The 25,863-nt window shown below is 67.1% G+C and carries 24 protein-coding genes; 19 read left to right on the top strand and 5 right to left on the bottom strand.

Going from position 1 to position 25,863, the window contains the following annotated elements:
- The first annotated feature begins 37 nt into the window (after positions 1-37).
- Positions 38-964, top strand: a complete 927-nt coding sequence (locus tag NATOC_RS20410) for a hypothetical protein (RefSeq protein ID WP_015323392.1) — start codon at positions 38-40, stop codon at positions 962-964.
- A 61-nt stretch (positions 965-1,025) separates the two neighbouring features.
- Here NATOC_RS20410 and NATOC_RS20405 read toward each other — a convergent pair whose 3' ends face one another.
- Complete coding sequence (locus NATOC_RS20405; protein ID WP_015323391.1) at positions 1,026-1,601, bottom strand: DUF7344 domain-containing protein; 576 nt, start codon at positions 1,599-1,601, stop codon at positions 1,026-1,028.
- Positions 1,602-1,966: 365 nt separating this feature from the next.
- A complete protein-coding gene (locus NATOC_RS20400) occupies positions 1,967-4,159 on the bottom strand; it encodes a VWA domain-containing protein (protein ID WP_015323390.1) in 2,193 nt (730 codons plus the stop codon).
- A gap of 34 nt (positions 4,160-4,193) precedes the next feature.
- Here NATOC_RS20400 and NATOC_RS20395 point away from each other — a divergent pair, with 34 nt between their 5' ends.
- From NATOC_RS20395 to NATOC_RS20330, 14 genes are all read left to right on the top strand, one after another.
- The gene (locus NATOC_RS20395) at positions 4,194-8,189 is read left to right on the top strand and encodes a cobaltochelatase subunit CobN (RefSeq protein ID WP_015323389.1); all 3,996 of its coding nucleotides are present in this window, start codon (positions 4,194-4,196) and stop codon (positions 8,187-8,189) included.
- The gene (locus tag NATOC_RS20390; RefSeq protein ID WP_015323388.1) at positions 8,182-8,979 is read left to right on the top strand and encodes a precorrin-8X methylmutase; all 798 of its coding nucleotides are present in this window, start codon (positions 8,182-8,184) and stop codon (positions 8,977-8,979) included. The genes NATOC_RS20395 and NATOC_RS20390 overlap by 8 nt, the downstream gene beginning before the upstream one ends.
- Positions 8,976-9,815, top strand: a complete 840-nt coding sequence (locus tag NATOC_RS20385; RefSeq protein ID WP_015323387.1) for a cobalt-precorrin-7 (C(5))-methyltransferase — start codon at positions 8,976-8,978, stop codon at positions 9,813-9,815. The genes NATOC_RS20390 and NATOC_RS20385 overlap by 4 nt, the downstream gene beginning before the upstream one ends.
- Positions 9,816-9,978: 163 nt before the next feature.
- Positions 9,979-10,614, top strand: a complete 636-nt coding sequence (cbiT, locus tag NATOC_RS20380; protein WP_015323386.1) for a precorrin-6Y C5,15-methyltransferase (decarboxylating) subunit CbiT — start codon at positions 9,979-9,981, stop codon at positions 10,612-10,614.
- The gene (locus NATOC_RS20375; protein WP_015323385.1) at positions 10,611-11,462 is read left to right on the top strand and encodes a cobalt-factor II C(20)-methyltransferase; all 852 of its coding nucleotides are present in this window, start codon (positions 10,611-10,613) and stop codon (positions 11,460-11,462) included. Before cbiT ends, NATOC_RS20375 begins: the two co-directional genes overlap by 4 nt.
- Positions 11,462-12,337, top strand: coding sequence for a cobalt-precorrin-4/precorrin-4 C(11)-methyltransferase (locus NATOC_RS20370; RefSeq protein ID WP_015323384.1), 876 nt, complete (start codon positions 11,462-11,464; stop codon positions 12,335-12,337). Before NATOC_RS20375 ends, NATOC_RS20370 begins: the two co-directional genes overlap by 1 nt.
- Positions 12,338-12,445: 108 nt before the next feature.
- Positions 12,446-13,441, top strand: coding sequence for a cobalt-precorrin 5A hydrolase (gene cbiG / locus NATOC_RS20365; RefSeq protein WP_015323383.1), 996 nt, complete (start codon positions 12,446-12,448; stop codon positions 13,439-13,441).
- Positions 13,438-14,340, top strand: a complete 903-nt coding sequence (locus NATOC_RS20360; protein WP_015323382.1) for a precorrin-3B C(17)-methyltransferase — start codon at positions 13,438-13,440, stop codon at positions 14,338-14,340. The genes cbiG and NATOC_RS20360 overlap by 4 nt, the downstream gene beginning before the upstream one ends.
- A gap of 8 nt (positions 14,341-14,348) precedes the next feature.
- Entirely contained in the window at positions 14,349-15,362 is a 1,014-nt protein-coding gene (cobJ, locus tag NATOC_RS20355; protein WP_015323381.1) for a precorrin-3B C(17)-methyltransferase, read from the top strand.
- A gap of 2 nt (positions 15,363-15,364) precedes the next feature.
- Entirely contained in the window at positions 15,365-15,631 is a 267-nt protein-coding gene (locus NATOC_RS20350) for a ferredoxin (protein ID WP_015323380.1), read from the top strand.
- Entirely contained in the window at positions 15,628-16,419 is a 792-nt protein-coding gene (locus tag NATOC_RS20345) for a hypothetical protein (protein WP_015323379.1), read from the top strand. The genes NATOC_RS20350 and NATOC_RS20345 overlap by 4 nt, the downstream gene beginning before the upstream one ends.
- A gap of 56 nt (positions 16,420-16,475) precedes the next feature.
- A complete protein-coding gene (locus NATOC_RS20340; protein WP_015323378.1) occupies positions 16,476-17,702 on the top strand; it encodes a CbiX/SirB N-terminal domain-containing protein in 1,227 nt (408 codons plus the stop codon).
- A 54-nt stretch (positions 17,703-17,756) separates the two neighbouring features.
- Entirely contained in the window at positions 17,757-18,128 is a 372-nt protein-coding gene (locus NATOC_RS20335) for a DUF3209 family protein (RefSeq protein ID WP_015323377.1), read from the top strand.
- Position 18,129: 1 nt separating this feature from the next.
- Positions 18,130-19,368: an outer membrane protein assembly factor BamB family protein gene (locus NATOC_RS20330; protein ID WP_015323376.1), complete on the top strand. Its 1,239-nt coding sequence runs from the start codon at positions 18,130-18,132 to the stop codon at positions 19,366-19,368.
- Between the two features lie 13 nt (positions 19,369-19,381).
- Here NATOC_RS20330 and NATOC_RS20325 read toward each other — a convergent pair whose 3' ends face one another.
- A complete protein-coding gene (locus NATOC_RS20325) occupies positions 19,382-19,576 on the bottom strand; it encodes a hypothetical protein (protein ID WP_015323375.1) in 195 nt (64 codons plus the stop codon).
- Between the two features lie 86 nt (positions 19,577-19,662).
- Positions 19,663-19,860, bottom strand: a complete 198-nt coding sequence (locus NATOC_RS20320) for a hypothetical protein (RefSeq protein ID WP_015323374.1) — start codon at positions 19,858-19,860, stop codon at positions 19,663-19,665.
- Between the two features lie 226 nt (positions 19,861-20,086).
- Here NATOC_RS20320 and NATOC_RS20315 point away from each other — a divergent pair, with 226 nt between their 5' ends.
- From NATOC_RS20315 to NATOC_RS20300, 4 genes are all read left to right on the top strand, one after another.
- Positions 20,087-21,556 (top strand): short-chain fatty acid transporter, encoded by a 1,470-nt coding sequence (locus NATOC_RS20315; RefSeq protein WP_015323373.1) that lies wholly within the window; start codon positions 20,087-20,089, stop codon positions 21,554-21,556.
- A gap of 385 nt (positions 21,557-21,941) precedes the next feature.
- Positions 21,942-22,745, top strand: a complete 804-nt coding sequence (locus NATOC_RS20310) for an N-acyl homoserine lactonase family protein (RefSeq protein WP_015323372.1) — start codon at positions 21,942-21,944, stop codon at positions 22,743-22,745.
- Positions 22,742-24,061, top strand: a complete 1,320-nt coding sequence (locus NATOC_RS20305) for a hydroxyacid-oxoacid transhydrogenase (protein ID WP_015323371.1) — start codon at positions 22,742-22,744, stop codon at positions 24,059-24,061. Before NATOC_RS20310 ends, NATOC_RS20305 begins: the two co-directional genes overlap by 4 nt.
- Positions 24,062-24,131: 70 nt before the next feature.
- Positions 24,132-25,271, top strand: coding sequence for a ComEC/Rec2 family competence protein (locus tag NATOC_RS20300; RefSeq protein ID WP_015323370.1), 1,140 nt, complete (start codon positions 24,132-24,134; stop codon positions 25,269-25,271).
- 388 nt (positions 25,272-25,659) lie between these two features.
- On the opposite strand, the gene NATOC_RS20295 is transcribed toward NATOC_RS20300, so the two are convergent.
- Positions 25,660-25,854, bottom strand: a complete 195-nt coding sequence (locus NATOC_RS20295) for a hypothetical protein (RefSeq protein WP_015323369.1) — start codon at positions 25,852-25,854, stop codon at positions 25,660-25,662.
- Positions 25,855-25,863 lie beyond the last annotated feature (9 nt).

Raw genomic sequence — 25,863 nt, 5'->3', positions numbered from 1 at the left:
GCAGCTATATCACCCGAGCACGGCATCGTTCGTTTCGATGATAGGCTTGGCGTTGGGGCGTGCTCGTCGGTGGCTCTTTCTGACGGGCGCCCGGTGGCAGGTCGCGGTTCTCTTCTTCGGCGCCGTCGTCGCCGCTTTTCTCGCAGTGAGCGACGGCACGGCCGCGGCGAACCGCGCCCCGCTGTACTACCTCTTCGGGAGCCTCATCGCGGGAAACATTACGCTCATCACGGTCGTCGTCTCGATCAATCAGCTGGTTCTGTCCCGAGACTTCGGCTCCCCTCGCGAGCTCCAGACCGAAATCAGGGAGACGATCGCGTTTCATCAAGCCGCAACCGGTGAGTCGGCCGTGCCGCTCGATCCCGCGGAGTTTCTCCGAGAGTCGGTTCGACAGCTCGGCACCGACGCCGACGCGCTACCGCTCGATCAGCTCGACGACCCGGAGCGGGCGACTGCCGTTCGGACGCTTCGCGATCGGCTGACGCGACACGCTGTGATCGTTATCGAGCGTCTCGCCGCGAGCGACGACCGGCTCCTGGCGGTCGTCTCGTCGGTTCTCTCGGTCCGATATCTCGAATCGATCCACGAGATCCGCTCGTTGCGGGCGAGTGCCGACGATGACCTCCCGCCGACGGTAGATCGGGCGCTAGCCCGGCTCGCAGTCGAGCTCGAGTACCTCGACATCGCGCGGTACTACTTTATTTCGATGGTGCTCCAGCAGGAACTCTCGCGGCTGTCTCGCGTCCTCGTCTACGCGGGACTGCCAGCGATCGTGCTGGCAGCGGGAACGCTGGTCCACCTCGCACAGCTCGAGCCCGACGCGGCGCTGTCGTTCGGTTCGACGGTCCTCGTCGCGGGGGCGCTCCTGTCGGGGATCGTTCCGATCGTTCTACTGGGGTCGTACGTTCTCCGGATCTCCACGATCGCCCGCTACGTTTCGATCACACCGTTCGACGCGCCCTGAGATCGCCGTCCCGGGTCTAGCGTCTGCCGTTCCGGATCCATCGACGGCGATCCCCGACGGTTCAGTCTTGGCGACGGCTGACGGCGTTTGCGACCAGAAAGAGGCCGATGATGAGGACGCCGACTGCCTCTCCCGAGAGCGGGACGATTCCGATCGTAGCCAGCGCCAGCAAGAGCCCGCCTCCCGCCGTCGCCGCGATGTACCAGTCGCCCCCTGCTCGGTTCTGGCTTCCGTCGTCGCTCGCCCCGACGTCGGTCCCGTCGTCGGGATCGAGGTACGGTCGGAACTCCGCCAGCGTCGGCGTCGGATCGATGAGTCCTCGCTCCTTTCGGTACTCGATGACGCCGTGTTCGTCGAGTTTCGGCAGGTGGAGCTGGTACAGCGGGACGTAGAGACGCTGGTACTGCTCGGAGGTGACCTCGGCGGTCGACGTCCCGTGTTCGACCGCCGCGACGTGTCTCGCCAGCGTGCTGATTCGCACCGTTTCGTCGACGGACAGCAGATACTCGATCGCCTCTCGGCGACGGTTCGACTGGAGCAGATAGAACCGAGCGTCGTCGGAGAGCTGCGCGTCCGCTCGAGCGTCGGAGACGTCGGCGTTCGTGCCCTGAGAGCCAGAGCGTATTCCCGGAGCCATTATCTTTCAGCGTTCCTGTAGTGTCTCAATTACCATATTCTACTACGGAGGTATAATATTTTGTATAGTATACAGATAACGTGACGAGAAATTATCTGACGGTTCAGTAGCGAGGGAGTAACACTACTGTACGGCTTCGTTCCGTACACGTACAGACACAGCGGCTACGAAATGCGGACATCGAGGACTCGATCCGACATGTACAGTCAGAGCCGCTATCCCGCCGGCGACTCTCGATGCGGACGATGAGCGACGCTCCGTTCTCCGATCCCGCGGTCGAAGAAACGTACGACGGATCAGCCGATACGAAGGAGTAGCCCGTCCGCAGGCTGCCTCGTTTCGCCGATCGCACGCGTTTTTCGCCGCTACTCACCCGCCGAATCGACGGCCGAGCGAACCAGCTCCGCCGAGAGCGACGACAGCGGGACGCGCTCGCCGTCGGCCTCGTCGGCGACGAGCGCCGAGAGCCCGGCGCGGGAGTCGTCGCCGGCGTCAACGACGACGACCGCCGTTCCGGTCTCCGCGAGCCTCCGGGCCGCGTCGCGCGTGGCGTCCGTTGGGCTTCCGTCGGCGACGGTTGCCCTGCCGTCGGTAACGAGGACGACGATGGCCGTCTCGGAATCCGCGCGCTCGACGACCGCCCGGGCGGTCTCGAGGCCGGCGGGCAGCGGCGTCCGGTCGCCAGACGGCAGCTCCTTGAGGTGGCGCGCCGCGAGGGCAACGCTGTCGGTCGGCGGGAGCAACACGTCGGCGTCCTCGCCCGCGAACGCGACGAACGCGACGTCGTCGCGTTGCTGGTAGCTGTCCCGCAACAGGTCGAGGACGACGCCCTTCGCGGTTCGCATCGCGGGCCGCATCGACGCGCTCGCGTCGACGGCGAAGACGATCGTCGTCGACGCCTCCCCGGCGCGAACGGACCGGCGAAGGTCCTCCGCCTCGACGTCGGACGCGCCGCGGGTCGCGGCCGACCGGACCGACGCCGCCGCGTCGATCGGGCCGTCGTCCGACGCGGCTTCCGTCCTGACGCGGGCGCCGCGGTTCTCGGCGTCCGGCGCGACGGTCGCTCGGCTCCCTTCCGCACGGGCACGGCGGTCGCCCGCGGCTTCGGGCGTCTCGAGCGTCGGTGCGCTTCCCTTGCCGATCTCGGCCCGACGGCCGGGAACGAGCGGTCGAGCGGCGCCACCATCTTCGTTCGACTCCCCGTTGGAACCGTCCTCGTCTGATTCCGAGCGATCCCCGGTCGCGCCCGCCGATCCGTCGCGATCGCCCGCGCTCGCTCGCTCCGCCTCGGCCGACGCCGACCGGTCGTCCTCGCTCGGTCGCCGTCCGCGCTCCGTTCCGTCGCGCTCGTCGTCGTTCGTGCTGTCCGACCGATCCGAGCCGCCGTCGGCCTCGCCGGGCTCGTCGCGGCCGCGGCCGTCGTCGGCGTCAGCATCGGATTCGCAGTCGCGGCCGTCCTCGGATTCGGTCTCCCCGTCTCCGTCGTTGTCGTTCCCGTCGGCCCCGTCGCCCCCGTCCGTCTCGTCTGCCCCCTCGTCGAACCGGTCCTCCAGCAGGTCGTCGAGCTCCGGCTCGTCCTCGAACGGCGTGCTCCGGAGGCGGTGCGGGAGCGCGTAGGTGATCGCCTCGCGAACGTCCGACTCGATCACCGTCGTTCGGCCCTCGAGCGCGGCCAGCGTCCTCGCGACCCTGGCCGTCGCGATGTCGCCGCGGTGGCCGTCGACGCCGGCCTCGAGGCAGAGCTCGGCGATCTCGGCTTTGAACTCGTCGGGAAGCTCGACGCGGGAGAGCCGTTCGCGCGCCCCGGCTACGGTCTCGCCGAGCCGATCGACGGCTTCGGCCGTGTCGGCCGGGTTCGGGTCGGCGCCGCGTCCGAGTGCCCGGTCGATGATCTCGACGCGATCCGAGACGTCCCGGCACCCCTCGACGGTCGCCCGGAGGGCGAACCGATCCCGGAGCTGTGGCCGAAGCTCGCCCTCTTCGGGATTCATCGTTCCGATCAGCGTGAACGACGCGGGATGGGAGACGCTGACGCCGTCGCGCTCGACGGTGTTGATCCCGCTCGCTGCCGCGTCCAGAACGACGTCGACGAGGTGATCGTCGAGCAGGTTGACCTCGTCGACGTAGAGGATCCCCCGGTGCGCGCGGGCCAACAGTCCGGGATCGAACTCGGCCTCGCCGGCGAGGGCGTCCTCGACCGAGAGCGTCCCGACGACCCGGTCGCGGGTCGCCCCGAGCGGGAGCGTGACCAGCGGCACGGGCCGCGTCTCGACGGGTCGCTCGTCGGGATCGCGCTCCCGACAGTCCGCGCACTGCAGCGTCGGGTCGTCGGGCGCACAGCCGTACCGACAGTCCGCGATGGCGCGCTGTTCTGGGAGGAGATCGACGAGTCCTCGGACGGTGGTCGACTTCGCCGTCCCCTTCTCTCCGACGACCAACGCGCCGTCGAGCGCGTCGTTCGCGGCGACCGTCAGCAGCGCGCGCTTGAGCTCCGACTGGCCGACGATCGCCGGAAACGGGAGCGACGACAGTTTTTTACCCCCGGCGTTTGCAACCATAGTTGCGCTAATACAACAGAGGTTTAAAAATTCGATGGCACGAATCGGGATCTACACCGCGACGGAGAACGAGCTCGGATCGATCGGACGTGCAGCGAAGCGTCTCGAGGACGTCGAACTGGTCGTTCGCTCGGAGAGCGACCTCGCCGAGGAGGCTGCGATTGAGGCGTTCGTGGAGGAACTGCGCGGCGCCGACGCGGCGATCTTCTGGCTGCACGGCGCCGAGGACAGCATGCCGGGCTACGACTACGCGACGGGTACGCTCGAGGACGCGAAGGTTCCGCTGATCGTGAAAGCGACGGGCGACGCCTTCGCTCTCGAGGATACGACGGTCGCCGGCGAGCACCGCGAGCGGGTCTGTGAGTACCTCGACCGGGGCGGGACGATCAACGTCGAGAACTGCTGTCGGTTCCTCGCGAGCGAGTACGGCGACCGCGAGCTCGCCTACGAGGAGCCGACCGAGCTCCCAACCGAGGGAGTGTACCACCCTAACCATCCGGGAATCGGCTACGAGGAGCTGCGCGAGACCCACGATCCGGGGAAGCCGACCGTCGCGGTCTGGTTCTACGAATCGCACTGGACCCACGAGAACACCCGCTACGTCGACGCGCAGGTTCGGGCGCTCGAGGAGCAGGGGGCGAACGCCTTGCCGATCTTCTGCAACCCGGCGACGGATACGGACGAGCAGGAAGACGCGGAGTGGGTAACCGAAAACTGGCTCCTGGACGACGCGAACGAACCCGTCGTCGACGCCGTGCTCTCCTCGTTTATGTTCTCGCTGTCGATGGACGAGCGCGGCCGCAGTGCGAGCGGGGAGGGATGGAATCCCTCTGGCAGCCGGACGCAGTCCGGCGACGAGGAGGGCCAGAGCGCCGAGGACGTCTTCCTCGATCGCCTCGGCGTTCCGGTCCTGCAGACGGTCACCACGATGCGCTCCAGATCGCGCTACGAATCCAGCGATACGGGCGTGATGGGGTTCGAGCTCGCACTCTCGGTCGCCTTACCGGAGTTCGACGGGAACGTGATCACCCACCCCATCTCGGGGAAAGAACGTACCGACGACGAGGCCGGGGTCGGGTCGGCGCCGAAACACCACTTCCCGATCGCGGACCGGATCGACCACGCCACGCGGCTGGCGGTCAACTGGGCCCAACTCCGGCACACGCCCAACGAGGAGAAGCGGATCGCCGTCGTGCTGCACAATTACCCGCCGAGCGATGACGGGATCGGTACGGCGTTCGGACTCGACAGCCCCGAATCGACGGTCAACCTGCTCGAGGAACTCGACGCCAGGGGTTACGATCTGGACGGCGAGCTGCCCGAGGACGGGCAGACGCTGGTCGAGAAACTGACCTCGCAGCTGACCCTCGAGGACCGCTGGGTCGCCCCCGAGGACGTCCGCGAGCTCTCGGTCGACGTGGTCTCGCCGGATACCTACGCGGACTGGTTTGCCAGCGCCGACGAGCGGTTTCAGGAGCACGTCCGCGAGGAGTGGGGCGAGGCTCCGGAGCGGCCGTTCGCGATTCCCGGCGTGGAGTTCGGCAACGTCCTCGTCACGGTCCAGCCCCCGCGTGGATTCGGGATGGACCCCTCGAAGGTGTACCACGACTCCGATCTGCAGCCGCCCCACGACTACTACGCGTTCTACGGCTGGCTGCGCAACGCGTTCGAGGCCGACGCCGTCGTTCACCTTGGCACCCACGGCAGCCTCGAGTGGCTCCCCGGCAAGACGGTCGGGCTGAACGGTGCCAGCGCGCCCGACCAGCTGATCGACGACCTGCCGAACGTCTATCCCTACATCGTCAACAACCCCGGCGAGGGCACACAGGCGAAACGACGGTCGTACGCGGCGATCGTCGACTACCTCACGCCCGTCATGCGGGCCGCCGGAACGTACGACGAGCTGGCCGAGCTCGAGGAGCTCGCGAACCAGTACCGCGAGGCCGGGATGGAAGACGCCCGCGCGGACAACGGCGAGCACCTCGAGGCGCTGCTCCGGGAGCACGTCGACGAGCTGGATCTCGCGATCGAACTCGGCATTTCAGGGACGATCGACGAGAAAGTCGACGTCCGCGGCCCCGACGAGGCCGGCTCGACGCTCGCCGAGGGCGAGGTCGAGGGTAGCGCGGAGCAAAGCTCCGCGGACCATTCGAGCGGGCAAAGCCCGCGAGAAGACGACACCGTCGACGTCGACGTCCTCGTCGAGCAGATCCACGAGTATCTCACCGACGTCAAGTCGACCCAGATCCGGCTTGGGCTACACACCATGTCCGAGCCGCCCGCGGACGAACGGCTCGTCGAGTACCTCGTCGCGCTCACCCGCCTCGAGAACCCCGGCGCGCCGAGCCTCCGGGAGAGCGTCGCGGGCGTCCTCGGGGTGGACTACGAACGGATGCTGAACGCGCCCGGCGAGTACGACGACGAGCTGGGCATGACCTACGCCGAGGCCGCCGACGAGGTGCGGGAGACGAGCCTCGAGCTGGTCGCGACGCTGGCCGAGCACGAGTTCGACGTCCCGAAGTCGGAGCGGGATGGGGGTCCGGATGATGAGGTCAACATGAACCTCCTCGTCGTCGACCTCGAGACGATCGGCGACGCCCGCGCGACGTCGGGCGCCCACGACGATCTCCGCGAGGTGTTGGCCTACATCTGCGAGGAGGCCCAGCCCCGGGTCCAGGGTGCCGAGGACGAGATTCCTCGCACTGCTGACGCCCTCTCGGGCGAGTACGTGCCTCCGGGCGGCTCGGGTGCGCCGACCCGCGGCGGCGTCGACCTGCTGCCGACGGCGCGGAACTTCTATACGCTTGACCCACGGAAGATACCCGCCAAACCGGCCTGGCAGGTCGGGCGGGAGGTCGCGGAGGGGGTGCTCGATCGCCACCGGTCCGAGAGCGGCGCGTACCCCGAGGAGATCGGCGTCGTCGCCTGGGGAACCCCCACCGTTCGAACTCGCGGCGAGACCATCGCCCAGGTGCTCGCGATGATGGGCGTCGAACCCATCTGGACCGACGCGGGTCGGATCGACGACGTCGAGCCGATCCCCCTCGAGGAGCTCGACAGGCCGCGGATCGACGTGACGACGCGGGTCTCGGGTCTGTTCCGGGACGCCTTCCCCGCCGCGGCGGGGGTCATCCACGACGCCGTCGACGCCGTCGTCGACCTCGACGAGCCTCACGAGATGAACTACGTCAAGAAGCACGTCGAGGAGGAGCAGGCGGAGCTCGAACAGGACGCAGGGCTCGACGAGTCCGAGGCCCGGGAGGCTGCAACACATCGCGTGTTCACGACCAAGCCCGGCGGCTACGGCGCCGGGACGAACAAGGCCGTCGACGAGGGCAACTGGGACGACCGATCCGACCTCGCCGACGTCTACGTCCAGTGGGGCGGCTACGCCATGGGCTCTCGAGGACGCGTCTCCGACGCCCACGACGCCTTCGAACGCCGCCTCTCGAGCGTCGACGCGACGGTCAAGATCGAGGACACGATGGAGCAAGACGAGTTCGACTCCTCGGACTGGTACGCCTTCCACGGCGGCTTCATCTCGGCGGTGAGCGAGATCGCCGGCGAGGAGCCCGCCTCCTACGTCGGCGACTCCTCGGATCCCGACAACGTCGACGTCTACACCAATGAGGAGAAGGTCCGCAAGGCGATGCGCTCGCGGGTGCTGAACCCCGAGTGGCTCGAGTCGATGGAGGAGCACGGCTACAAGGGTGCGGGCGACCTCTCGACGACGGTCGACGTGACGCTGGGCTGGGACGCGACGACGGGCGTCGTCTCGGACACGCTTTGGACGGCGGTCGCCGAGAAGTTCGCCTTCGACGAGGATCGCCAGGAATGGATGCGCGACGTCAACCCGTGGGCCCTCGAGTCGATCACCGAGACGCTCCTCGAGGCGATCGAACGGGACCTCTGGGACGCCGACGAGGAGACCGTCGACCGCCTGCGCGACCTGAACCTCGACGTCGAGGGCGACCTCGAGGCCCGCACGACCAACGAAGTCGTCGGCGCGGAGGTGTCCGACGATGACTGAGGGCGCGCAGCCGACCGACGCGAAGGACGCCGCCGTCGAGGAGGCGTACGCCGACCTCGGGGCGACGACGGAGAACGCGATGGAGATCGCGGAAACGAGCATGGACATCGTCCGGCAGTTCGTCCCCGACGAGACGCTGGCGGACCGCGTGCGCCAGAAATCGGTCCACTCGATGGGTGACATCGAGTTCCAGCACCTGCTCCGGTTTACCGGGCGCGACGGGACCGGCGACGACGAGGACGCCCCCGTCCGCGCCGGCGCTCGGGCCGTCCTCGAGGAGGCGACGATCGTCACGGACATCACGATGGCGAAAGCCGGGGTCACGGGTCGCGGTCACGACTGCGAGACCCGCAAGGCGATCGGCAACGGCGCCGAGCTGGCCGAGGAGACGGGGATGACCCGTACCGCAGCCTCGGTACTCGAGCTGGACAAACAGGGCGTCTACGACGGCGCGATTGCCACGATCGGGAACGCCCCGACGGCGGCATTTGCGCTCGCCGATTGCATCGAGGACGGCACCCGACCCGCGGCGATCGTCGCGACGCCCGTCGGCTTCGTGAAGGCCGAGGAGAGCCGCCAGCGGATTCGCGAGGTCAGCGAGAAACACGGCGTGCCGGCGATCACGAACGTCGGTCGCCGCGGCGGCAGCGGCCTGGCGGCGGCGCTGACGAACGAGCTGATCCACGTCGCCGCGGACGTCCGAACGGACGAGCTCGAGCTGGATCTCGCGGCCGAAGTGCGAGCCGCCCGAGCGAACGACGGCGCGATCGAGGACGGCGGGGGTCGATGAGCGACGAGTACGACCTCGATTCGGGCCCGGATCCGGCGACGTTCGCGGCCGCGAGCGCGGAACCGGACATCGACGAAGCGACCGACGACCCCGTCTCCGTCGTCGGCGTCGGGCCGGGGAACCGGGAGTACCTCACACCCCGGGGGGAACGGGCGATCCGGGAGGCTGACGTCCTCGTCGGCTTCACTACCGTCGTCGAGCTCGTCGAGGAGCTGACCGACGCCGACCTGCTGACCTGCGGCTACAAAGATGAGGCCGCAGCCCTCGAGACGTTCGGCGAGCGCGTCGCCGCCGGCGAGTCCGGAACCGCCGTGGCGATGGGGGACCCCAACCACTCGGGCTATCAGTTCGTCGGGAAGGTCCAGAACGCCGTCGAACAGAGCTCGACGAGCCCCGACTCGCACACTCGCCGGGACGCCGTCGAACGGGCGACCCCCGAGCGCCCGGTCCGAATCGTCCCCGGCATCTCCTCGCTGCAGGTTGCCGCGAGCCGCGCCCGGATCCCGATGGAGGACGCCGAGTTCGTTACGCTCCACAAGAGTGGCGACCTCGAGGACGGCGTCGACCGACTCGCGAGGGCCGTCGTCGAGGACGGCCGCCACCTGCTCGCGCTCCCGCGGCCGTACGATCGGATGCCCGGCGACCTCGCCGAGCTGCTGCTCGAGCGCGGCGCCGATCCCGAACTCGAGGCGCTGGTCTGTGAGCGACTGACCCACGACGACGAGCGGATCCACCGGTTCACGCTGGCCGACCTGTCGGCCCACGCGGGCGGCGACGGTCCGGAGGACACCCCCTTCTTGGATCTGGTAGTGCTCGCGGTGCGACAACCCGTGTAGCGGTCGCCCGTTCCGCTTCTCGATTCCGACGACCGTCCTCGAATTCCACTCAGTTCTCCGATAACACAACGAAATTTTCGCTACCGAAACTCAGAATGCGCAATATCGGTTGATCTAAACCAACCACAATTGTTTTAGTGGAGGCACCAGTCATCCACGGGTAATGGCACCGATTGCGCTGCCACACGACGCGAAGGCCGGGCCGACGAAGGCCGAGGTCCGGGCCGTCACCCTCTCGAAGCTCGCGCTCGGGGCGGACGACCACTTCGTCGAGGTCGGCTCCTGTACGGGCGCCGTCACGATCGAAGCTGCACGACGGGCGGGACGCGTGACCGCCCTCGAGCGAAAGCCCGAACGGCTCGAGACGACCGAGAAGAATCTCGCGGCGAACGAGGACTCGCTCCGGGCCGACGTCGAACTGCGCAACGCCAAGGCCCCCGACGGGCTCCCCGACGACGCCGACGCGCTCTTTCTCGGCGGGAGCAGAAACTTCGAGGGCGTCCTCGACCGCGCCGCGGCGACGGGCGTCGATCGTATCGTGATGAACGTCTCGCGGCTCGAGGTCGCCGGACGAGCGGCCGAGGCGTTCCGGAAGCGGGACCTCCTCGAGGACGTCGTTCAGTTCCAGGTGAGCCACGGCTACGAGCTCGCCGGGGCGACGAGTTTCGACGCGGAGAACCCGGTGTACATGCTGGTCGGCAGCGCGACGGCGGCGGACGACGAGAGCGGTGACGAGACGGGCGAGACGGTCGCCGCGGACGGGGGCAGCGCTCGGGACGAGGGAGGTGCCGACGGATGACCCTCTACGGCGTCGGGCTCGGCCCCGGCGAGGCCGACCTCGTGACTGTTCGGGGAAAGCGCGTCCTCGAGGACGCGGATGTCGTCTACTCGCCGGGTCGGCTCTCCCGAAGCGTCGCGCTCGAGCACGTCCCCGAGGAGCGGATCGGCGACCTCGACTTTCCGATGACGAGAGACGAGGAGAAGCTTCGCAGCGCCTGGAAGGAGGCCGCGGCCGAGATCGCGCCGAACGCCCGCGAGGGCGACGTCGCCTTCGTCACACTTGGGGACCCGAACGTCTACTCGACGTTCGGTCACCTGCGTCGGACGATCGACGCTTTCCACCCCGCGGTTGACGTGGAGATCGTCCCCGGCGTCAGCGCGGTGACGGCCTTCGCAACCGCGCTGGGGGTCGAGATCGAGGCCGGCGCGGGGCTCTCGCTCCGGGAGGCTGCCGGGGGAGAGAGCCCGACGGGGCCGGACCGAATGATCCTGTTCAAGGTCACCGACGCGCCGGCGACCCACAAAGGGCTCGTCGAGGCGGGCTACGAGGTGACCTACGGCCGCCGACTCTTCATGGAACAGGGCGAGACCCTGGTGACCGACGACCCCGCGGAGATCGACGAGCGGGACTACTACACGCTGGCCTACGCCGAGCGGGCGGACCTCGAGATCGAGCAGGCGACGGCGGCGTTCGAGCGCTCGGACGACGACCGCACGGGAGCGATCGTCGCGGAGCGCGACGACGGAACCCCCGCGGCCGAGACGCCCACCGACGGCGCGGTCGGAGCCGAGACGGCTGCTGACGTGACCGAACTCGAGCGTACCGAGGGGCTCGAACACGGCGACTGGAACCGGGACTGGTACTGATGACTGGATCGATCGACGCCGACACCGATACCGACACGCCCGACAGAACCCCCGAGTACAGCCCCGGCGACGACCGACGTGGCATCCCGTTCGTGGGTGCCGGCCCCGGCGATCCGCGACTGCTGACGGTCGCCGGGCGCGAGCTCCTCGAGGACGCCGACCTCGTCGTCCACGCCGGCTCGCTGGTCAACAGCGAACTGCTCGAGGCATACTGCGACCACGCGGAGCTGGTGAACTCCGTGGGGAAGGACCTCGAGGAGCTGATCCCGCTGATGGCCGACGCCTACGAAGACGGTCGGAACGTTGTCCGACTGCACAGCGGCGACCCCGCAATCTACGGGGCGGCGCTCGAGCAGATGGACGCTCTGGAACACGTGGACGTGCCGAGCTACTTCGTCCCTGGCGTCACCTCGGCGTTCGCGGCCAGCGCCACCCTTCGGACGCAGCTGACGCTCAACGAGGTCGCGAACCACGTCGCGTTCACCCGGCCGCAAGGCAAGACCCTGAGCGAGGACGAGGATCACATCTCCGAGTTCGTCGGGATGGGCGACGTGACGACCTGTATCTACCTCGGGACCCACGCGGTCCGGGAGACGATGGATCGCCTGCTCGAGGACGGGCACGACCCCGAGACGCCGGTCGCCGTGGTCTACCACGCCTCCTGGCCGGACGAGGACGTGATCGTCGGCTCGATCGGCGATATCGCCGACAGGGTCGAAGAAGCCGGGTATCGAGCGTCTGCGCTGGTCGTCATCGGCGACGCTGTGACGGGTGCGGGCTACGAGCGCTCGTACCTGTACGGCGACTGGGCCAATCGCGGTTCTTCGGGACGTTCGGCCGAAAACACGAGCGAGCCGGAGGCGAGCGATGACTGAACGGCAGTGCAACTACCGCGAACACGGTGTAAGTCCCCTCCCCCGCGGTGGTCCGATCGGGGCGATTCGACGTGGGACGGACGATTTCGCTACAACGGAGGTTCGACAATGAGTTCAGGAACTGAAAACACGGACGGGACGGACGACTCGAGTACGGATTCCGGCGGCCACTGTTCGACGCCCGATTCGGACGGCGAGGTCGCCGAGGAGATCGCGATCGTCGCCTTCGAGCGCAAGATGGAGACCGCCGAGGAGATCCGCGCGGAGCTCGGGAACCGCTACGAGTCCATCGAGATCCTCGAGTACCACGGCGACGTCTTCGCCGAGCACTGGGGTGAGTACGACTGCTTTATCGGTCTCATGGCCTCAGGGATCGCGATGCGCAAGACCGCGGGCCTGCTCGACGACAAGTGGGAGGATCCCGCGATCTGCGTCGTCGACGAGGAGCTGACCTGGGCCATCCCGATCACGGGCGGCCACCACGGCGCCAACCAGGTCGCTCAGGACCTGGCGACGATGGGCGCCGTCCCCGCGATGACCACCGCCTCGGAGGCCGCGGGCAAGCAGGGCGTCGAGTCGAAGGCGAAGGCGATGGACGCCCACGTCGTCAACGGCGACTCGACGGTCAAAACGAACCTCGCCGTGCTCGACGACGAGCTCGGTCCCGTTGAGCGACTCGAGGGTCCCCGGGCAGTGCTGGTCGGCGACGACGTTACCGTCCTCAAGCGCAACAAAGACGAGGGCGTCGTCCTCGGCACCGGGAGCGTCTCCGGCGCGAGCGAGGACTCGTTCCTCGCTGCGTGGGAGGAGGCCCTCGAGCAGACCGAGTACGACCTCGCGGACGTCGAGTTCGTCGCCACCGCAACCCGGAAGGCCGAGGAGGAGGGGCTGCTCGCGGCCGCACAGGAGCTCGACCTCGGGGTCGTGGTCTTCGACAAGGAAACCCTGCTGGCCCACGAGGGCCCGACCCCCTCGAAATCCAAGGAGCTGATCGGCTGGCCCGGTGTCTCGGAAGCCAGCGCCATCGCGGGCGGCGCCGAGCGGGAGCTGGTGCTCGAGAAGATCGGCTACGAGGACGAGGTCACGGTGGCGATCGGCCGATGAGCTCGGACGCCGACGCCGCGGAGTTCGAGGATGGAACCGACGCGGGCGCGAGGGCTCCCGGAACCCCCGACGACCACGGTACTCTCTCGGTGGTCGGGATCGGTCCCGGACTGCCGGATCACATGACGGTGAAGGCCAAGCGAGTGATCGAGACCGCCGACGTCGTCATCGCCTCGAGCCTCTATCAGGAGTTCCTGCGGGTCGACGGAACGATTCCGGCCGAGGAGCGAACCGACGACGAGGGGATCGCGACCCGAGAGGACGGCACCGAACAGGAGATCGTCCGCTCAACGATGGGTCGCCAGATCGAACTCGCCCGCGCGGCGTTCGACTACGTTCGCGAGGGGAAAGACGTCGCCCACGTCTCGGGGGGAGATCCCTCGGTCTACGGCAAGTCGGACCTGCTCTTCAAGATGGCCAAGGAGGACGAGGCGACGGACGTCCCGATCGAGATCGTCCCCGGAATGACGGCGGCGCTGGGCGGCGCGGCCAACGTCGGCGCGCCGCTGTGTAACGACTTCTGTACGGTCTCGCTGTCGGACAAGTGGCGCGGCTGGGACGAGATCGAGGAGAAGCTGCGCGCGGCGGCGATCTCGGAGTTCGTGATCGTGCTGTACAACTGCTGGCGCAACTACGAGAAGGCGGTCGAGATCGTCCGCGAGGAACGGACCGACGACGCCCGCGTGGCGATCGTCAACGACGCGGGTCGGGCCGACGCTGGCCGCAACGGCGAGAGCGAGTTCATCACGACGCTGGGCGAGGCCGCGGACCACGACGACAAGGTCTCGGGGATGGGCACCTCGCTGATCGTCGGCACCCACGAGACCGAGACCTGGAGCAACGACGACCGAACGTACCTCGTCACGCCCCGCGGCGGGCGCGACGTCGAGGATTTCTGATCATAGCTATGAGCACGGATACCAACACCGACGACGAATCGACTTCCAACTGCGGCGCCTCCACGAACGACTCCGCGTCCTCGGGGTCGACGTGCGGAGCCGGCTCGAGCGGCGACGACTCGAACTCGAAGTGTGGTGCCGCTTCGGGTTCGTCCTCGTCCTCGAGCTCCTGTGGCGCCTCGAGTTCCGACGACGAGAGCGACTCCCACGAACAGGAGGTCGGCGCCACGATCGAGGACTTCGACGCCGACCCCGGGCAGCTGACCGCCGTCGGGCTCGGCCCCGGCCACGCCGAGGGGATGACCGAACGCGCCAAGACGGCGCTGCTCGAGGCCGACCACATCGTCGGCTACACGACCTACATCGAGCTGATCCCCGACGAGATCACCGAACAAGCCGACGAGATCTACGACACGCCGATGTGCGGCGAAGTCTCTCGCACCGAGGAGTCCATCGACCGCACGCTGGCGGGCAACGACGTGGCGATCGTCGGCAGCGGCGACCCGAACGTCTACGCGCTCGCGGGGCTGGCCCTGGAGATCCTCGAGTCCAAGGGCGCGACCGCGTCGATGGTCGACTTCGACGTGGTGCCGGGCGTCCCGGCGGCCCAGTCCTGTGCGGCCCGGCTGGGTGCCCCGCTGGTCAACGACACCGTCTCGATCTCGCTGTCGGACCATCTCGTGCCGATGCCCGAGATCGAGTCGCGGCTGCACTCGGTCGCCAGCGAGAACTTCACGATCACGATCTACAACCCCTGGAGCCGCAAACGCCGCGAGAACTTCGAGAAGTGTTGCGAGATCCTGCTCGCTCACCGCGAGCCCGACACACCCGTCGGCATCGTCCACGGCGCGGGCCGCGAGGACGAACAGGTCGTGATCACCGAACTCGGCGAACTCGAAGATCTCGGCGAGAGCGACGTCATCGACATGACGACCACGATCCTCGTCGGCACCGAGGACACCTACGTCTGGGACGACCGGATGGTGACGCCGCGGGGCTACGAGACGAAGTACGAGTACTAACCATGCCGCGCTACGAGATCACTATCGAGAAGGCGGCCTGCGACGGGATCTTCGCCTGTCTGACCCGCGATCCCCGCTTCGTCGAGGGCGAGGACGCCCTCGCGACAATCGACCCGGACGCCGACCCCGTCTACGACTGCGAGGGCGAGGTGACCGACACCGCCGAGCGGGTCGTCGCGACGTTCGACGACGATCGCATCGACGAGGCCCGACAGGCTGCCGCGGCCTGTCCGACCGACGCCATCGTCGTCGAGGAGGTGCGCGAATGAGCGAGTCCCTCGGCTCCGATGGCGAGGACGCGGTCCACGAGATCGAGGTCCCCGCGGACCCGCTGGCGGGCCACCCCGCGACTGCGTACTTCTGGGGCCACGTCGCCGGCAGCGGCGACGTCGTCGATAGCGCGGTTCGGAACGAAGTGAGAACCGCGGATGGCACACGGCGAAGCCGTGCGCGTATCGAGGTCGTTACCAACGATGAGACTTCCGCACGCGTCCTCGCGGCCGTCGCGGGCGGCGACCTCGAGCATGACACGGCAAGCCGCGAGTACGCCCACGACGCGTCGATCACCCGCACCGAGGACGAGTACACGCTCTCGATCGGCGGTGACGGAACCGAGGGTGACGACGCGGACGACGGCGACACGGGACTGCTCGAACGCAGCGGCGCGCTCGGCCTTCCCGTCGACAGCCGCGGGAACTACCGGTTCGGGGCCTTCTCGAGCCACGACCGCGAGCTGCTCCGGGGCCTGCTCGAGGGCTGTGGCACGATCTGTTTCAAGTCCGCGAGCGGCACCGTCGGTATCTCGTTCGTCCACGACGATCGGGACCTGCTCGGGCTGACGCAGGAGCTGATCGAGGACTGTCCGGTTGACGCCGCCGTCGGCGAACTCTCGGCGACGTCCTCGGGCGGGTACTGGTTCGGGATCGACGACGCCGACGCGCCCGCGTTCGGAACGTGGCTCTACGAGGACTGCGAGGAGGCTGGCCTCTACGCGCCCAGCCGTCGCCGCAAACTCGAGCGGAGTCTCGAGCAGGCCGAGGCGTACGACGAGCAGTAACCGAGGCGACCGAACCCGATCATGACCACCGACGAAAGATCACCCACGAGACCGAGATGAGTACGCCAGACGACACCGCGCCTGCGGCGGCGTTCGACGACGAGGCGGTTCTGCTGATCGGTCACGGCTCCCGCCGGGAGAAGTCGAACCGGCAGGTACGGGAGCTGGCCGCCGACCTCGAGTCGCAGCTCGGGATTCCCGTCGACGCCGCGTTCCTCGAACTCGCGGCGCCGGCGATCGACGAGGCGTTCGCGGAGCTCGCGACGCTTACGTCGCGGGTGACGGTCGTCCACTGTTCGCTGTTCGCGGCGAGTCACGTCAAAAACGACGTGCCGCTGGCGATCGAGCGGGCCCGGGCGAGACACGACCTCGAGATCGACAACGGGGCACACCTGGGCATCCACCCGGCGATACTCGACCTGCTCGACGACCGGGCTCGCGCGGTCGAGGACGAACTGGGCGTCGACCGAACGGCGGACGACGTCGCCGTCGTCCTCTGCGGGCGGGGCTCCAGCGACCCCGACGCGAACGGCGACGTCCACAAGCTGGCACGGCTGCTGTACGAGGGGCGGGCGTTCGACCGCGCCGAAGCGACGTTTATCGGCGTCACCGAACCCACGCTCGAGGACACCCTGCACGGGCTCTCGAAGCACCGTCCCGACGCGGTCGTCGTCCTGCCGTACATGCTCGGTGACGGCGTCCTCACCCGGCGCGTCCGGGACCGGACGAGCGAGTTCGACGGCGAGTACCCGTACGTCGACGCGCTGGCGGGGGATCCGCTGGGAACCGACTCGCGATTGCTCGACGTCCTGGCCGACCGCTGGCAGGAGGCCCGGACCGACAGCGTCGCCATGTCCTGTGACACGTGCAAGTACAAGGTCGATCTCGAGGGGTACGAGGAGGACGTCGGCGGCGCGCGAGCCATGCTTCGCGCGCTGGCCCACCAGGAGGCACACGCCGATCGGGACGACGTCGACGACGAGCCCCACAGCCACGACGCGCCGGAAAAACACGTCGCGGTCTGTACGAACCGGACCTGCGCCGACATGGGGTCGCCCGCCGTCCTCGAGCGACTCCGACAGGCGACCCGCGACTCGGAGCACTGCGACGCTCGCATCACGCGGTCGTCCTGTCTCGGTCGCTGCGGCGACGGTCCAATGGTCGCGGTCTACCCCGACGGGATCTGGTACGGCGACGTCGAGCCGGCGGACGCCAACCGAATCGTCTCCGACCACCTGGAGCGAGAGCGCCTCGTCAGCGATCTCGTCGATCAGACCCTGTAACGCATCCGACGTGCAACTACCGATGAACGACACCACCGCGATCCACACGGACACATGAGCTGTTACGAAATCGAAGCGCTCCGACTCGGACTGATGACCGTCCTCGGCGTCGAGGACCAGCACGCCCGCGAACACGCGGAGAAGGAACTCGAGGGCCACCTCGAGGGCCCCATCGAGGGGCTCGCCGACGCGGAGAGCCTCGCGGAGATCGAACGCCACCTCGACGCCGCGCTCGTCGACCTCGAGGAGACCGTCGCGTCGATGGATGCCGACGATCCGACGTACGATTACACCCGAGGACGGCTGCTGGCCGTTCGCGACGCCGAGCGAGCCGTCCACCGGCTGCGAGCACAGGGCGAGGACGTCGTCGACGGCCTCGGCGACGCACACGACCTGCTCCACGAGACCTTCCCCACCGAGGAGTAAGATGGCCGAACACACGGACCGATTCGAACGCCGTCCGCTCGGCGAGATCGAGAGCGCGGGGAGCCGACAGCTGTGGGCGCGCTCGAGCGTCGAGCTGACCGACGACGCCGTCGTCGTCGGGCAGTGGGACGGAACGGTTACCGCGTTCGACCGCGGATCGCTCGCCCCGCGGTGGGAACTCACCCATCCGGGACGGCCCGCCTCGCTGGCGGTCGTCGACGACGCGCTGGTCGTCGGCGGACGTGGCGAGGACGGTACCGTCGCGGCGTACGCCCTCGCGTCGGGGGACCGACGGTGGATCCTCGACGCCGCGACGGACGTCGGTAGACCCGCGACGGATCGGCTGTTCGATCTTCCCTCCGTCCTCGCGTTCGCGGTCGACGCCGAGGCCGGAACGCTGTACGCCGCCGCTCGGCGCTACGAGCGCGACGGCGACCAGCGCCGCTGGCACAGCGTCGTTTACGCCCTCGAATCGGACGGAGCGGTTCGGTGGCGGTACGAGACCGACGCCTCGCCGATCGCACTCTCGCTCGCGGACGAACGGGATCGGCTGGCCGTCGGCTACAATCGCTGTGCGGGGGGACACAACGACGGCGTCGTCGTCCTCGACGCGGCGACGGGTGAACCGGACTGGACATGGGACCCCGGAACGGACGGCGACCGCCGCGTCGGGGACGTCTCGTTCGCCGACGGCGCCCTGGCCGTCGCGAGCCACGGCGACAAGCGTGGCTACGTCCTCGAGGCGGACGGCACCGAACGGTGGGGCGTCGACCTCGCCATCGAGACCGACGTCGGCGACGAGACGCTGTACGCGTATCCGAACCACGTCTACGCGAACGACGGCCGCGTCGCCTTCGTCACCGGAAACACCTACCCCGTCGACGGTCGGGCGACGGCGTCGCACCATCCGAACGAGCATCGCATCGCCGCCTTCGACGCCGACGGCGACTCGCTGTGGGACGCCTCTGTCCGCGGGTTCGTCCACGAACTCGCGACCGAGGGTGACGCGATCGTCGCGCCCTGTGCCCAGAATTTCCGCGTTCGCGACCCGCGGACGCACGCGCTCCGCCGATTCGATCTGGCAGCCGGCGAGGACGGCCAGCACCGGATCGACGGGATCGTGACGGCCGCGGCGGTCGACGACGACCTGATCGCCGAGATCGAAGCACCCGTCGAGTACCACGACGAGGGGCGACGCCACGGCGAGTACGCAGTTCTCGTCGGAACCTGTTTCGCGTGAGCTTTGGCCGAGGTCACCGAACGAGCCGGTAGTACGGTCCGAACCGCTGTTCGTCGTTCGCCGAGAGGTCGATGTCGTTCTCAGCGAGCAGTTCGATCATCCGTTTGGTCTCACACTCGTACCACGTCGAGAGGACCTGAACGTTCTTTTGCGCGTAATCGTAGTTGCGTTCGAGGACGCGCCTGTCGGTTGGGTCTACGGTATTCATGTCACCACCCTCCGTCGAAAGACTACATCTAGTTCGTAATAAGCTTGTTGTATGTTGTCACGGTAGCCGTTCGATCCGGTCGTCGATCACGCCGTCCACGTCTCTCCCCACTCGGATTGCGAGATTCGAAGCCGCTTCGTCCCGTCCTCGTCGAGCGGTTCGACGACGATAGCGGTGATCTTCCCGACCGAGGACGTCTCTTTCTCGACGACTCTGTACTCGTTCCCGTCTCCCCGGAGGTCGCGTACCGTCTCGCCGACCGCGTACGAATGCAGGTCTTCCATCGATAGTTGTTCGTCCCGCTACAATTTGAACGTGTTGGGGAACTACGGATACGAACGCCCCCCATCGGTGTCACGTACCTGTAACCCAGAAAATAACTGACCAGCTTCCACCTGGAAGCAAGGATTCTGATGGACGATTTCGACGAATTAGTTACCGTACATGTAGATGGGGCTGAAAGTATTTAAACCGAGGATTTATCTCCTTCGTCGCAAACGAATAGGTCGTATGTCTGCCAGTGACACGGAGGGGTCGGTTATCGAACGGTTCGGGTACAGACTCTCGGGGATCATCGAACGGTGGATGCCAAACCCGTTTCTGTTCGCCATCCTGCTTACCTACCTCGTTTTCATCGCTGGTCTGGTGTTGAACCAGACGGGAACGATCGAGCCGCCGAACGGCAACGGATCCGTGGGACCGGTCGAAATGATCGACTTCTGGTTCGGCGGCTTCTGGGGATTCCTCGATTTCTCGATGCAGATGGTCGTTATCCTGATGACCGGGTTCGTCCTTGCGTACCATCCGGCCGCCAACAACCTTCTCGTCCGTCTCGCCAAACTTCCCAACACTCCGGCGCAGGCAGTCGTCCTCGTCGCCGGGTTTTCGATGGCAGTCGCCTGGATTCACTGGGGGTTCAGCCTCATTCTCGGCGCGATCTTCGCCCGTGAGATGGGGAAAGTCGCACACGAACGGGGGATCAACGTTCACTACCCGCTACTCTGTGTCGCCGGGTACATGGGACTGGGTCTGACCTGGCACTGGGGATGGTCCGGATCAGCACCGCTGTTGCTCACCGACGAGACGGAGGTCGGCGAGGGAACGGCCTTCGCCATAGTGCCCGAACCGGTTCCGGTAACGGAGACCATCATCCATCCGTACACGATCTCACTCACGCTGCTCTCGATTCTGTTTGCGGTTGCCGTTCTCTACCTCATCACCCCGTCGGGCGAACGAGCGCGGGGTATCACCGAGTACATTCCGGAGGACGAACTGTACGAGACCGCCACCGACGGCGGCGACCCCGCTTCCGAGTCCAACGACGCTGCGACCGACGAGATGGTCCCCGCCGAACGCATCAACAACAGCCGCGTCCTGGGGGGCCTCTTTGCGCTCGCCGGTGTCGCGTACGTCCTCTGGATACTCGTTACCGACGGGATCGAAGTGTGGGACCTCAACACGATCAACTTCGCGTTCTTGATGGCCGGGATTCTGGTCTGGACGAACCCGTCCACGTACCGGGACAAGTTCGGCGAAGCGTCGTCAGCCGCTGCCGGAATCATCCTGCTGTTTCCCTTCTTCGCCGGTATCCAGGGGATGATGGCCGATTCGGGCCTCGCCGGAGCCCTCGCCGAACTCATTATCGGGCTCTCGACCACCGAGACGTTCCCCGTCTTCGCGTGGCTTGCGGCGGCGCTTCTCAACCTGTTCGTTCCGTCCGGCGGCGGCCAGTGGATCGTCATGGGGCCGTCGATTCTCGAAGCCGCCGACCAGCTCGGCGTCGAGTTCGGTCACGCGACGATGGCTTTCGCCGTCGGCGAAGCGCACACGAACCTGCTGAACCCGTTCTGGGCGATCCCGCTGTTGGCCATTACGCGCATCAAGGCCCGCGAGATGTTCGGGTACGCGGCCGTGATGTTACTCGCCCTGTTCCCGTTCCTGGCGATCGTCCTCTACCTGCTCCCGTACGGGATGTTCTGACCGGGTGACGATCACTTTCCGTCCCGTTCGGAGGGGACGGATACGCAGGTCGAGAACGCGTGTCTTCGTGCTGTCGTTCGACACTCCCTCGTCGATGACACGCCGACGCGGTTCAGAGCGAACGGCGTGACCGGGGACCGAAAAATAGCGAACGGGGAACGGAGCGACCCGTGAGTTGTTGTCGCTCGCACTGACAGTGTGGCCGATCGGCGGTGTTCTGCGAACGTGTCTATCGGGGGCTCGAACTGCTTTCCGATCTCACCGCATCCGTCGCGATGTGCGATCTGTCTCTCTCTGCCGGGCCTCGAGGCATATGTCTCCACACAGTGACATCTATGTGATCGTTTTATGTTTCGCAATCGCTTACCAGTGATAAGGGACTCCGATGGTTAACGCAACAATAGATGTCATCCACCGTGGCGGGCTCGAATGCGACCAGAACTACATGATCCAGGGGGAGACGCTGGGAACTCACGACGAGCCGAACCCGGACATCAGCTACGAGGAGATTCCGGTCTGGTGTCTCGTGATCGATCACCCCGAGGCGACGATCCTCTGGGACACGGGATCGCACCACGACGCCCTCGAGGGACACTGGCCCGACGGACTCGTCCAGGCGTTCTACCCACACGACGCCCACGAACACCGCCTCGACGATGACCTCGAGGACGCGGGGTACGGGATCGACGAGATCGACGCCGTCGTCCAGACCCACCTCCATCTGGATCACGCCGGTGGACTCGAGTTCTTCGACGGCACCGACGTTCCGGTGTACGTCCACGAGAAAGAGATCAAGTTCGCGTACTACAGCGCCAAGACCGACAAGGGAAGCGGCGCGTACATCCTCGAGGACTTCGACCACGATCTCAACTGGGAGATCGTCCACCAGGACCGCGAGCAACACTTCACCGACGTCGAGTTCGTCAGGCTGCCGGGACACACGCCGGGGCTGATGGGGACGGTCGTTCACCTCGAGGAAGAGTCGGTGATCTTCACGGGCGATCAGGTGTACCAGGCCCCGAACTACGAGGACGAGATCCCGCTCGGCGGAAGCCTGGTGTGGGGGAAGACGGAGTGGTTCGAGAGCCTCCAGCGGATCAAGGAGATCGAGCGGCGCCACGACGCCGAGGTCGTCTACGGCCACGACGCCGACCAGTTCGAGCGCATCGAGGGCGGGTGGGGACAGTGACGGGGAACTACGACCGGACGATCTCGGCGGCCGACCACGGGCTGGGGCCGGAGACAGTCTGGGAGATCCAGCTCCCGGCGATCCGGTTCGGTCGGAACGCCGTCGAGGAGCTCGACTTCCAGCTCGCCGAACTCGGGGTCGACGACGGGGCCTCGGGACTGATCATCACCGACGAGCCGATGGTCCAGACCGGGCACGTCGACCGCGTCACGGACCACCTCGAGGACGCCGGCTTCGACGTCACCGTCTGGGACGGCGCCGAGCCGGAGCCGTCGATCGAAACCGTCGACAGCTGCCTGGAGTTCGTCCGCGAGAACGAGGGTGCGGAGGGGTACGACTTCTACCTCGGGATGGGCGGCGGCAGTTCGCTCGACGTCGCGAAGGGGACGCGCGCGGTGATGGCAAACGGCGGCGAGGTGCTCGACTACGTCGCCGAGCCGACGGGAGCGGGCGAAACCCTCACGGAGTCGGGCGATCCGCTGGTTCTGGTCCCGACGACCGCGGGAACGGGCTCGGAGATCTCGCCCGTGGCCATCTACGCCGTCGAAGAGAAGGAGATCAAGGAGGGGATCTCGAGCAACCACGTGCGAGCGGACGCCGCGGTGCTCGACCCGACGCTGACGACGACCATGCCCGCGTCGGTGACCGCGGCGACCGGGATGGACGCGCTCGCCCACGCCCTCGAGGGGTACACGACCCACGACCACGACAGCTTCCTCCGGCCGGAGGATCCGGCACAGCGCCCGGTCTACGCCGGACAGACCGACGTCACCGAGATGTTCGGCCGACGCGCGATCGAACTCGTCGCGAACAACATCAGGACTGCCGTCCACAACGGCGAGGACGTCGAGGCACGCGCCGCGATGCTCAAGGCCTCGCTGTTCGGTGCGATCTGCGGGCTCACCGCCGGAGTCAGCCTCTCTCACGCGATGGCCTACCCGGTCGGAAACCAGTACCACACGTCCCACGGCGAGACGATCGCCGTGCTCACGCCGGCGTCGACGCTCGGCTACAACGTCGCGAGCGATCCCGAACGGTTCGCCGAGATCGCCACCCTCCTCGGCGCGGACGTCGAGGGGATGAGCACCCGGGAAGCTGCAGACGAGGCACGCCGCGAGTACGTTCGGCTCCAGCAGGATCTGAACGTCCTCCCGAGCGGGCTCGCCGAGCTCGCGGGGATCTCCGCCGACGAGATCGACTGGCTCGCGACACAGACCGTCGAGACCCAGCAGCGACTGTTGCGGTGTAACCCCCGCCCGGTGACGGAGGAGGACGCCCTCCAGGTGTTCCACGACGCGTTGCACAACTGGGAGTGATTTCCCGGCGAGACGGTCGTCGATCTCTAGGCCGAACGACCTTGTAGGTGGCAATCGAATCGAGGACTCGATGAGACGAGCGTTACTCGTCGTCCTCGTCGCAGTACTGTTGCTGATCGCAGGATGTGCCGAGGGTGGCGAGACGGCCGACGAGACTCCGGCGGCGGAGACGGGCGACGACCTCGAGGACGCCGACCCGGACACCGAGGACGGACCGGAGACAGCTGAAACCCCATCCGACTCGAACGGGTCCGAGGAAACGGAGGCAAATGGGACCGACTCCGGTGACGAGAACGGGGAGACGACCGACGTCGACGGGGAACTCGAGATTCACCACATCGACGTCGGCCAGGCCGACGCGACGCTGTTGATCGACCCCTCCGGCGAGACGATGCTCGTCGACTCCGGCGACTGGCCCCAAGCCGGCGCCGACGTGATCGAGTATCTCGAGGCGCAGGACGTCGACCGGATCGACCACCTCGTCGCGACGCACGCTCACGCCGATCACATCGGTGGCCACGACGAGATCATCGCCCACTACGAGACCGAACGCGACGGGATCGGCGCGGCCTACGACTCCGGCGTCGCGACGACCAGCCAGACCTACGAGCGGTATCTCGATGCCGTCGAGGAACACGACGTGGACCTGTTCGTCGTCGACGAGGATGATCGGTTCGAGTTCGGCGCCGCGGACGTCGACGTGCTCAACCCGCCGTCGGGCGACTCGGGATCGGATCTCCACTACAACAGCGTGACCCTCCGCGTCGAGTTCGGCGAGTTCGCCTATCTCACGACGGGCGACGCGGAGGCCGAGGCCGAACAGCGGATGGTCGACGAACACGGCGACCGACTGGACGTCGACGTGTACCAGGCGGGCCACCACGGATCGTCGACCTCCTCGTCGCAGCCGTTCATGGACCGGGTTACCCCGGCGGTTGCGATTATCTCGAGCGCCTACGACTCGCAGTACGGTCATCCGAGCGACGACGTCCTCGAGGAGTACGCCGACCGAGGACTCGAGACGTATTGGACCGGCGTTCACGGCGACGTCGTGCTGACGACCAACGGGGAGGGGTACGACGTCGAAACGGAACGGGAAGCCCCGACCGACGCCGGGGCGTTGCTCGGAGAGAAGCCGACCGACGACAGCGACGCACAAGAGGCGGTCATCCAACCGATCAGACCGACTGTCCTGCCGGTGGCGGACTGAGAACAGCGACCGCGTCGTCGCCGCTCGTCGCACGGACGACGCGTAGCCGACTGATCGTCGTCGAACGTTTTGATTCGAGCGGTGTTGTCTTCGGATGAGAATATACAGAAAATATTTCTCGGTGCCGTCCGGAGCATGCAGTGGTCGACGGACATCGTCCCTGAAAGCGACTGGAAGCCGCAGTACACGATCCGGTCGACTACTCTCGTGATCATCCTTCTTCCAGTGCTCTCAACTGTCGTGTACGGATCCGATCGTGCGTCCAACGAGTACCGCGGCTCGGCGCCGGAGCCGATCCGTCCACACCCCTGCCGGTGGCGCCGAAACACGACGCGACGGGTCAGCTGTCCGTGGTCTCGAGGTCGGTTCGGCAGCCGATCGGGACCGATCAAAATTCGATCGCCGTCCCTTCCGGGACCCGTTCGACGATAACTTCAGTATTCTGGAGGAGACGTACGACGTCGTCCTCGCGATAGAACGCGATCGCATCGTCGGAGACGTCCGCGAACTTCCGCACCGCTGCAACCGTCGTTCTGTCCCCCACCAGCATCTCTTCCCCGTCGACGGTAACGGTCTGGGGCATACGCCGTAT

This window comes from Natronococcus occultus SP4 (genome assembly GCF_000328685.1).
Taxonomy (GTDB): Archaea; Halobacteriota; Halobacteria; order Halobacteriales; family Natrialbaceae; genus Natronococcus; species Natronococcus occultus.
Note: the sequence above shows the minus strand (reverse complement) of the source record. Positions and strands in the feature narration are given on the sequence as shown.

Coding starts and splice junctions, on each gene's coding strand:
- NATOC_RS20410 (WP_015323392.1), top strand. CDS start 38: ATGATAGGCTTGGCGTTGGGGCGTGCTCGTCGGTGGCTCTTTCTGACG.
- NATOC_RS20405 (WP_015323391.1), bottom strand. CDS start 1,601: ATGGCTCCGGGAATACGCTCTGGCTCTCAGGGCACGAACGCCGACGTC.
- NATOC_RS20400 (WP_015323390.1), bottom strand. CDS start 4,159: ATGGTTGCAAACGCCGGGGGTAAAAAACTGTCGTCGCTCCCGTTTCCG.
- NATOC_RS20395 (WP_015323389.1), top strand. CDS start 4,194: ATGGCACGAATCGGGATCTACACCGCGACGGAGAACGAGCTCGGATCG.
- NATOC_RS20390 (WP_015323388.1), top strand. CDS start 8,182: ATGACTGAGGGCGCGCAGCCGACCGACGCGAAGGACGCCGCCGTCGAG.
- NATOC_RS20385 (WP_015323387.1), top strand. CDS start 8,976: ATGAGCGACGAGTACGACCTCGATTCGGGCCCGGATCCGGCGACGTTC.
- cbiT (WP_015323386.1), top strand. CDS start 9,979: ATGGCACCGATTGCGCTGCCACACGACGCGAAGGCCGGGCCGACGAAG.
- NATOC_RS20375 (WP_015323385.1), top strand. CDS start 10,611: ATGACCCTCTACGGCGTCGGGCTCGGCCCCGGCGAGGCCGACCTCGTG.
- NATOC_RS20370 (WP_015323384.1), top strand. CDS start 11,462: ATGACTGGATCGATCGACGCCGACACCGATACCGACACGCCCGACAGA.
- cbiG (WP_015323383.1), top strand. CDS start 12,446: ATGAGTTCAGGAACTGAAAACACGGACGGGACGGACGACTCGAGTACG.
- NATOC_RS20360 (WP_015323382.1), top strand. CDS start 13,438: ATGAGCTCGGACGCCGACGCCGCGGAGTTCGAGGATGGAACCGACGCG.
- cobJ (WP_015323381.1), top strand. CDS start 14,349: ATGAGCACGGATACCAACACCGACGACGAATCGACTTCCAACTGCGGC.
- NATOC_RS20350 (WP_015323380.1), top strand. CDS start 15,365: ATGCCGCGCTACGAGATCACTATCGAGAAGGCGGCCTGCGACGGGATC.
- NATOC_RS20345 (WP_015323379.1), top strand. CDS start 15,628: ATGAGCGAGTCCCTCGGCTCCGATGGCGAGGACGCGGTCCACGAGATC.
- NATOC_RS20340 (WP_015323378.1), top strand. CDS start 16,476: ATGAGTACGCCAGACGACACCGCGCCTGCGGCGGCGTTCGACGACGAG.
- NATOC_RS20335 (WP_015323377.1), top strand. CDS start 17,757: ATGAGCTGTTACGAAATCGAAGCGCTCCGACTCGGACTGATGACCGTC.
- NATOC_RS20330 (WP_015323376.1), top strand. CDS start 18,130: ATGGCCGAACACACGGACCGATTCGAACGCCGTCCGCTCGGCGAGATC.
- NATOC_RS20325 (WP_015323375.1), bottom strand. CDS start 19,576: ATGAATACCGTAGACCCAACCGACAGGCGCGTCCTCGAACGCAACTAC.
- NATOC_RS20320 (WP_015323374.1), bottom strand. CDS start 19,860: ATGGAAGACCTGCATTCGTACGCGGTCGGCGAGACGGTACGCGACCTC.
- NATOC_RS20315 (WP_015323373.1), top strand. CDS start 20,087: ATGTCTGCCAGTGACACGGAGGGGTCGGTTATCGAACGGTTCGGGTAC.
- NATOC_RS20310 (WP_015323372.1), top strand. CDS start 21,942: ATGGTTAACGCAACAATAGATGTCATCCACCGTGGCGGGCTCGAATGC.
- NATOC_RS20300 (WP_015323370.1), top strand. CDS start 24,132: ATGAGACGAGCGTTACTCGTCGTCCTCGTCGCAGTACTGTTGCTGATC.
- NATOC_RS20295 (WP_015323369.1), bottom strand. CDS start 25,854: ATGCCCCAGACCGTTACCGTCGACGGGGAAGAGATGCTGGTGGGGGAC.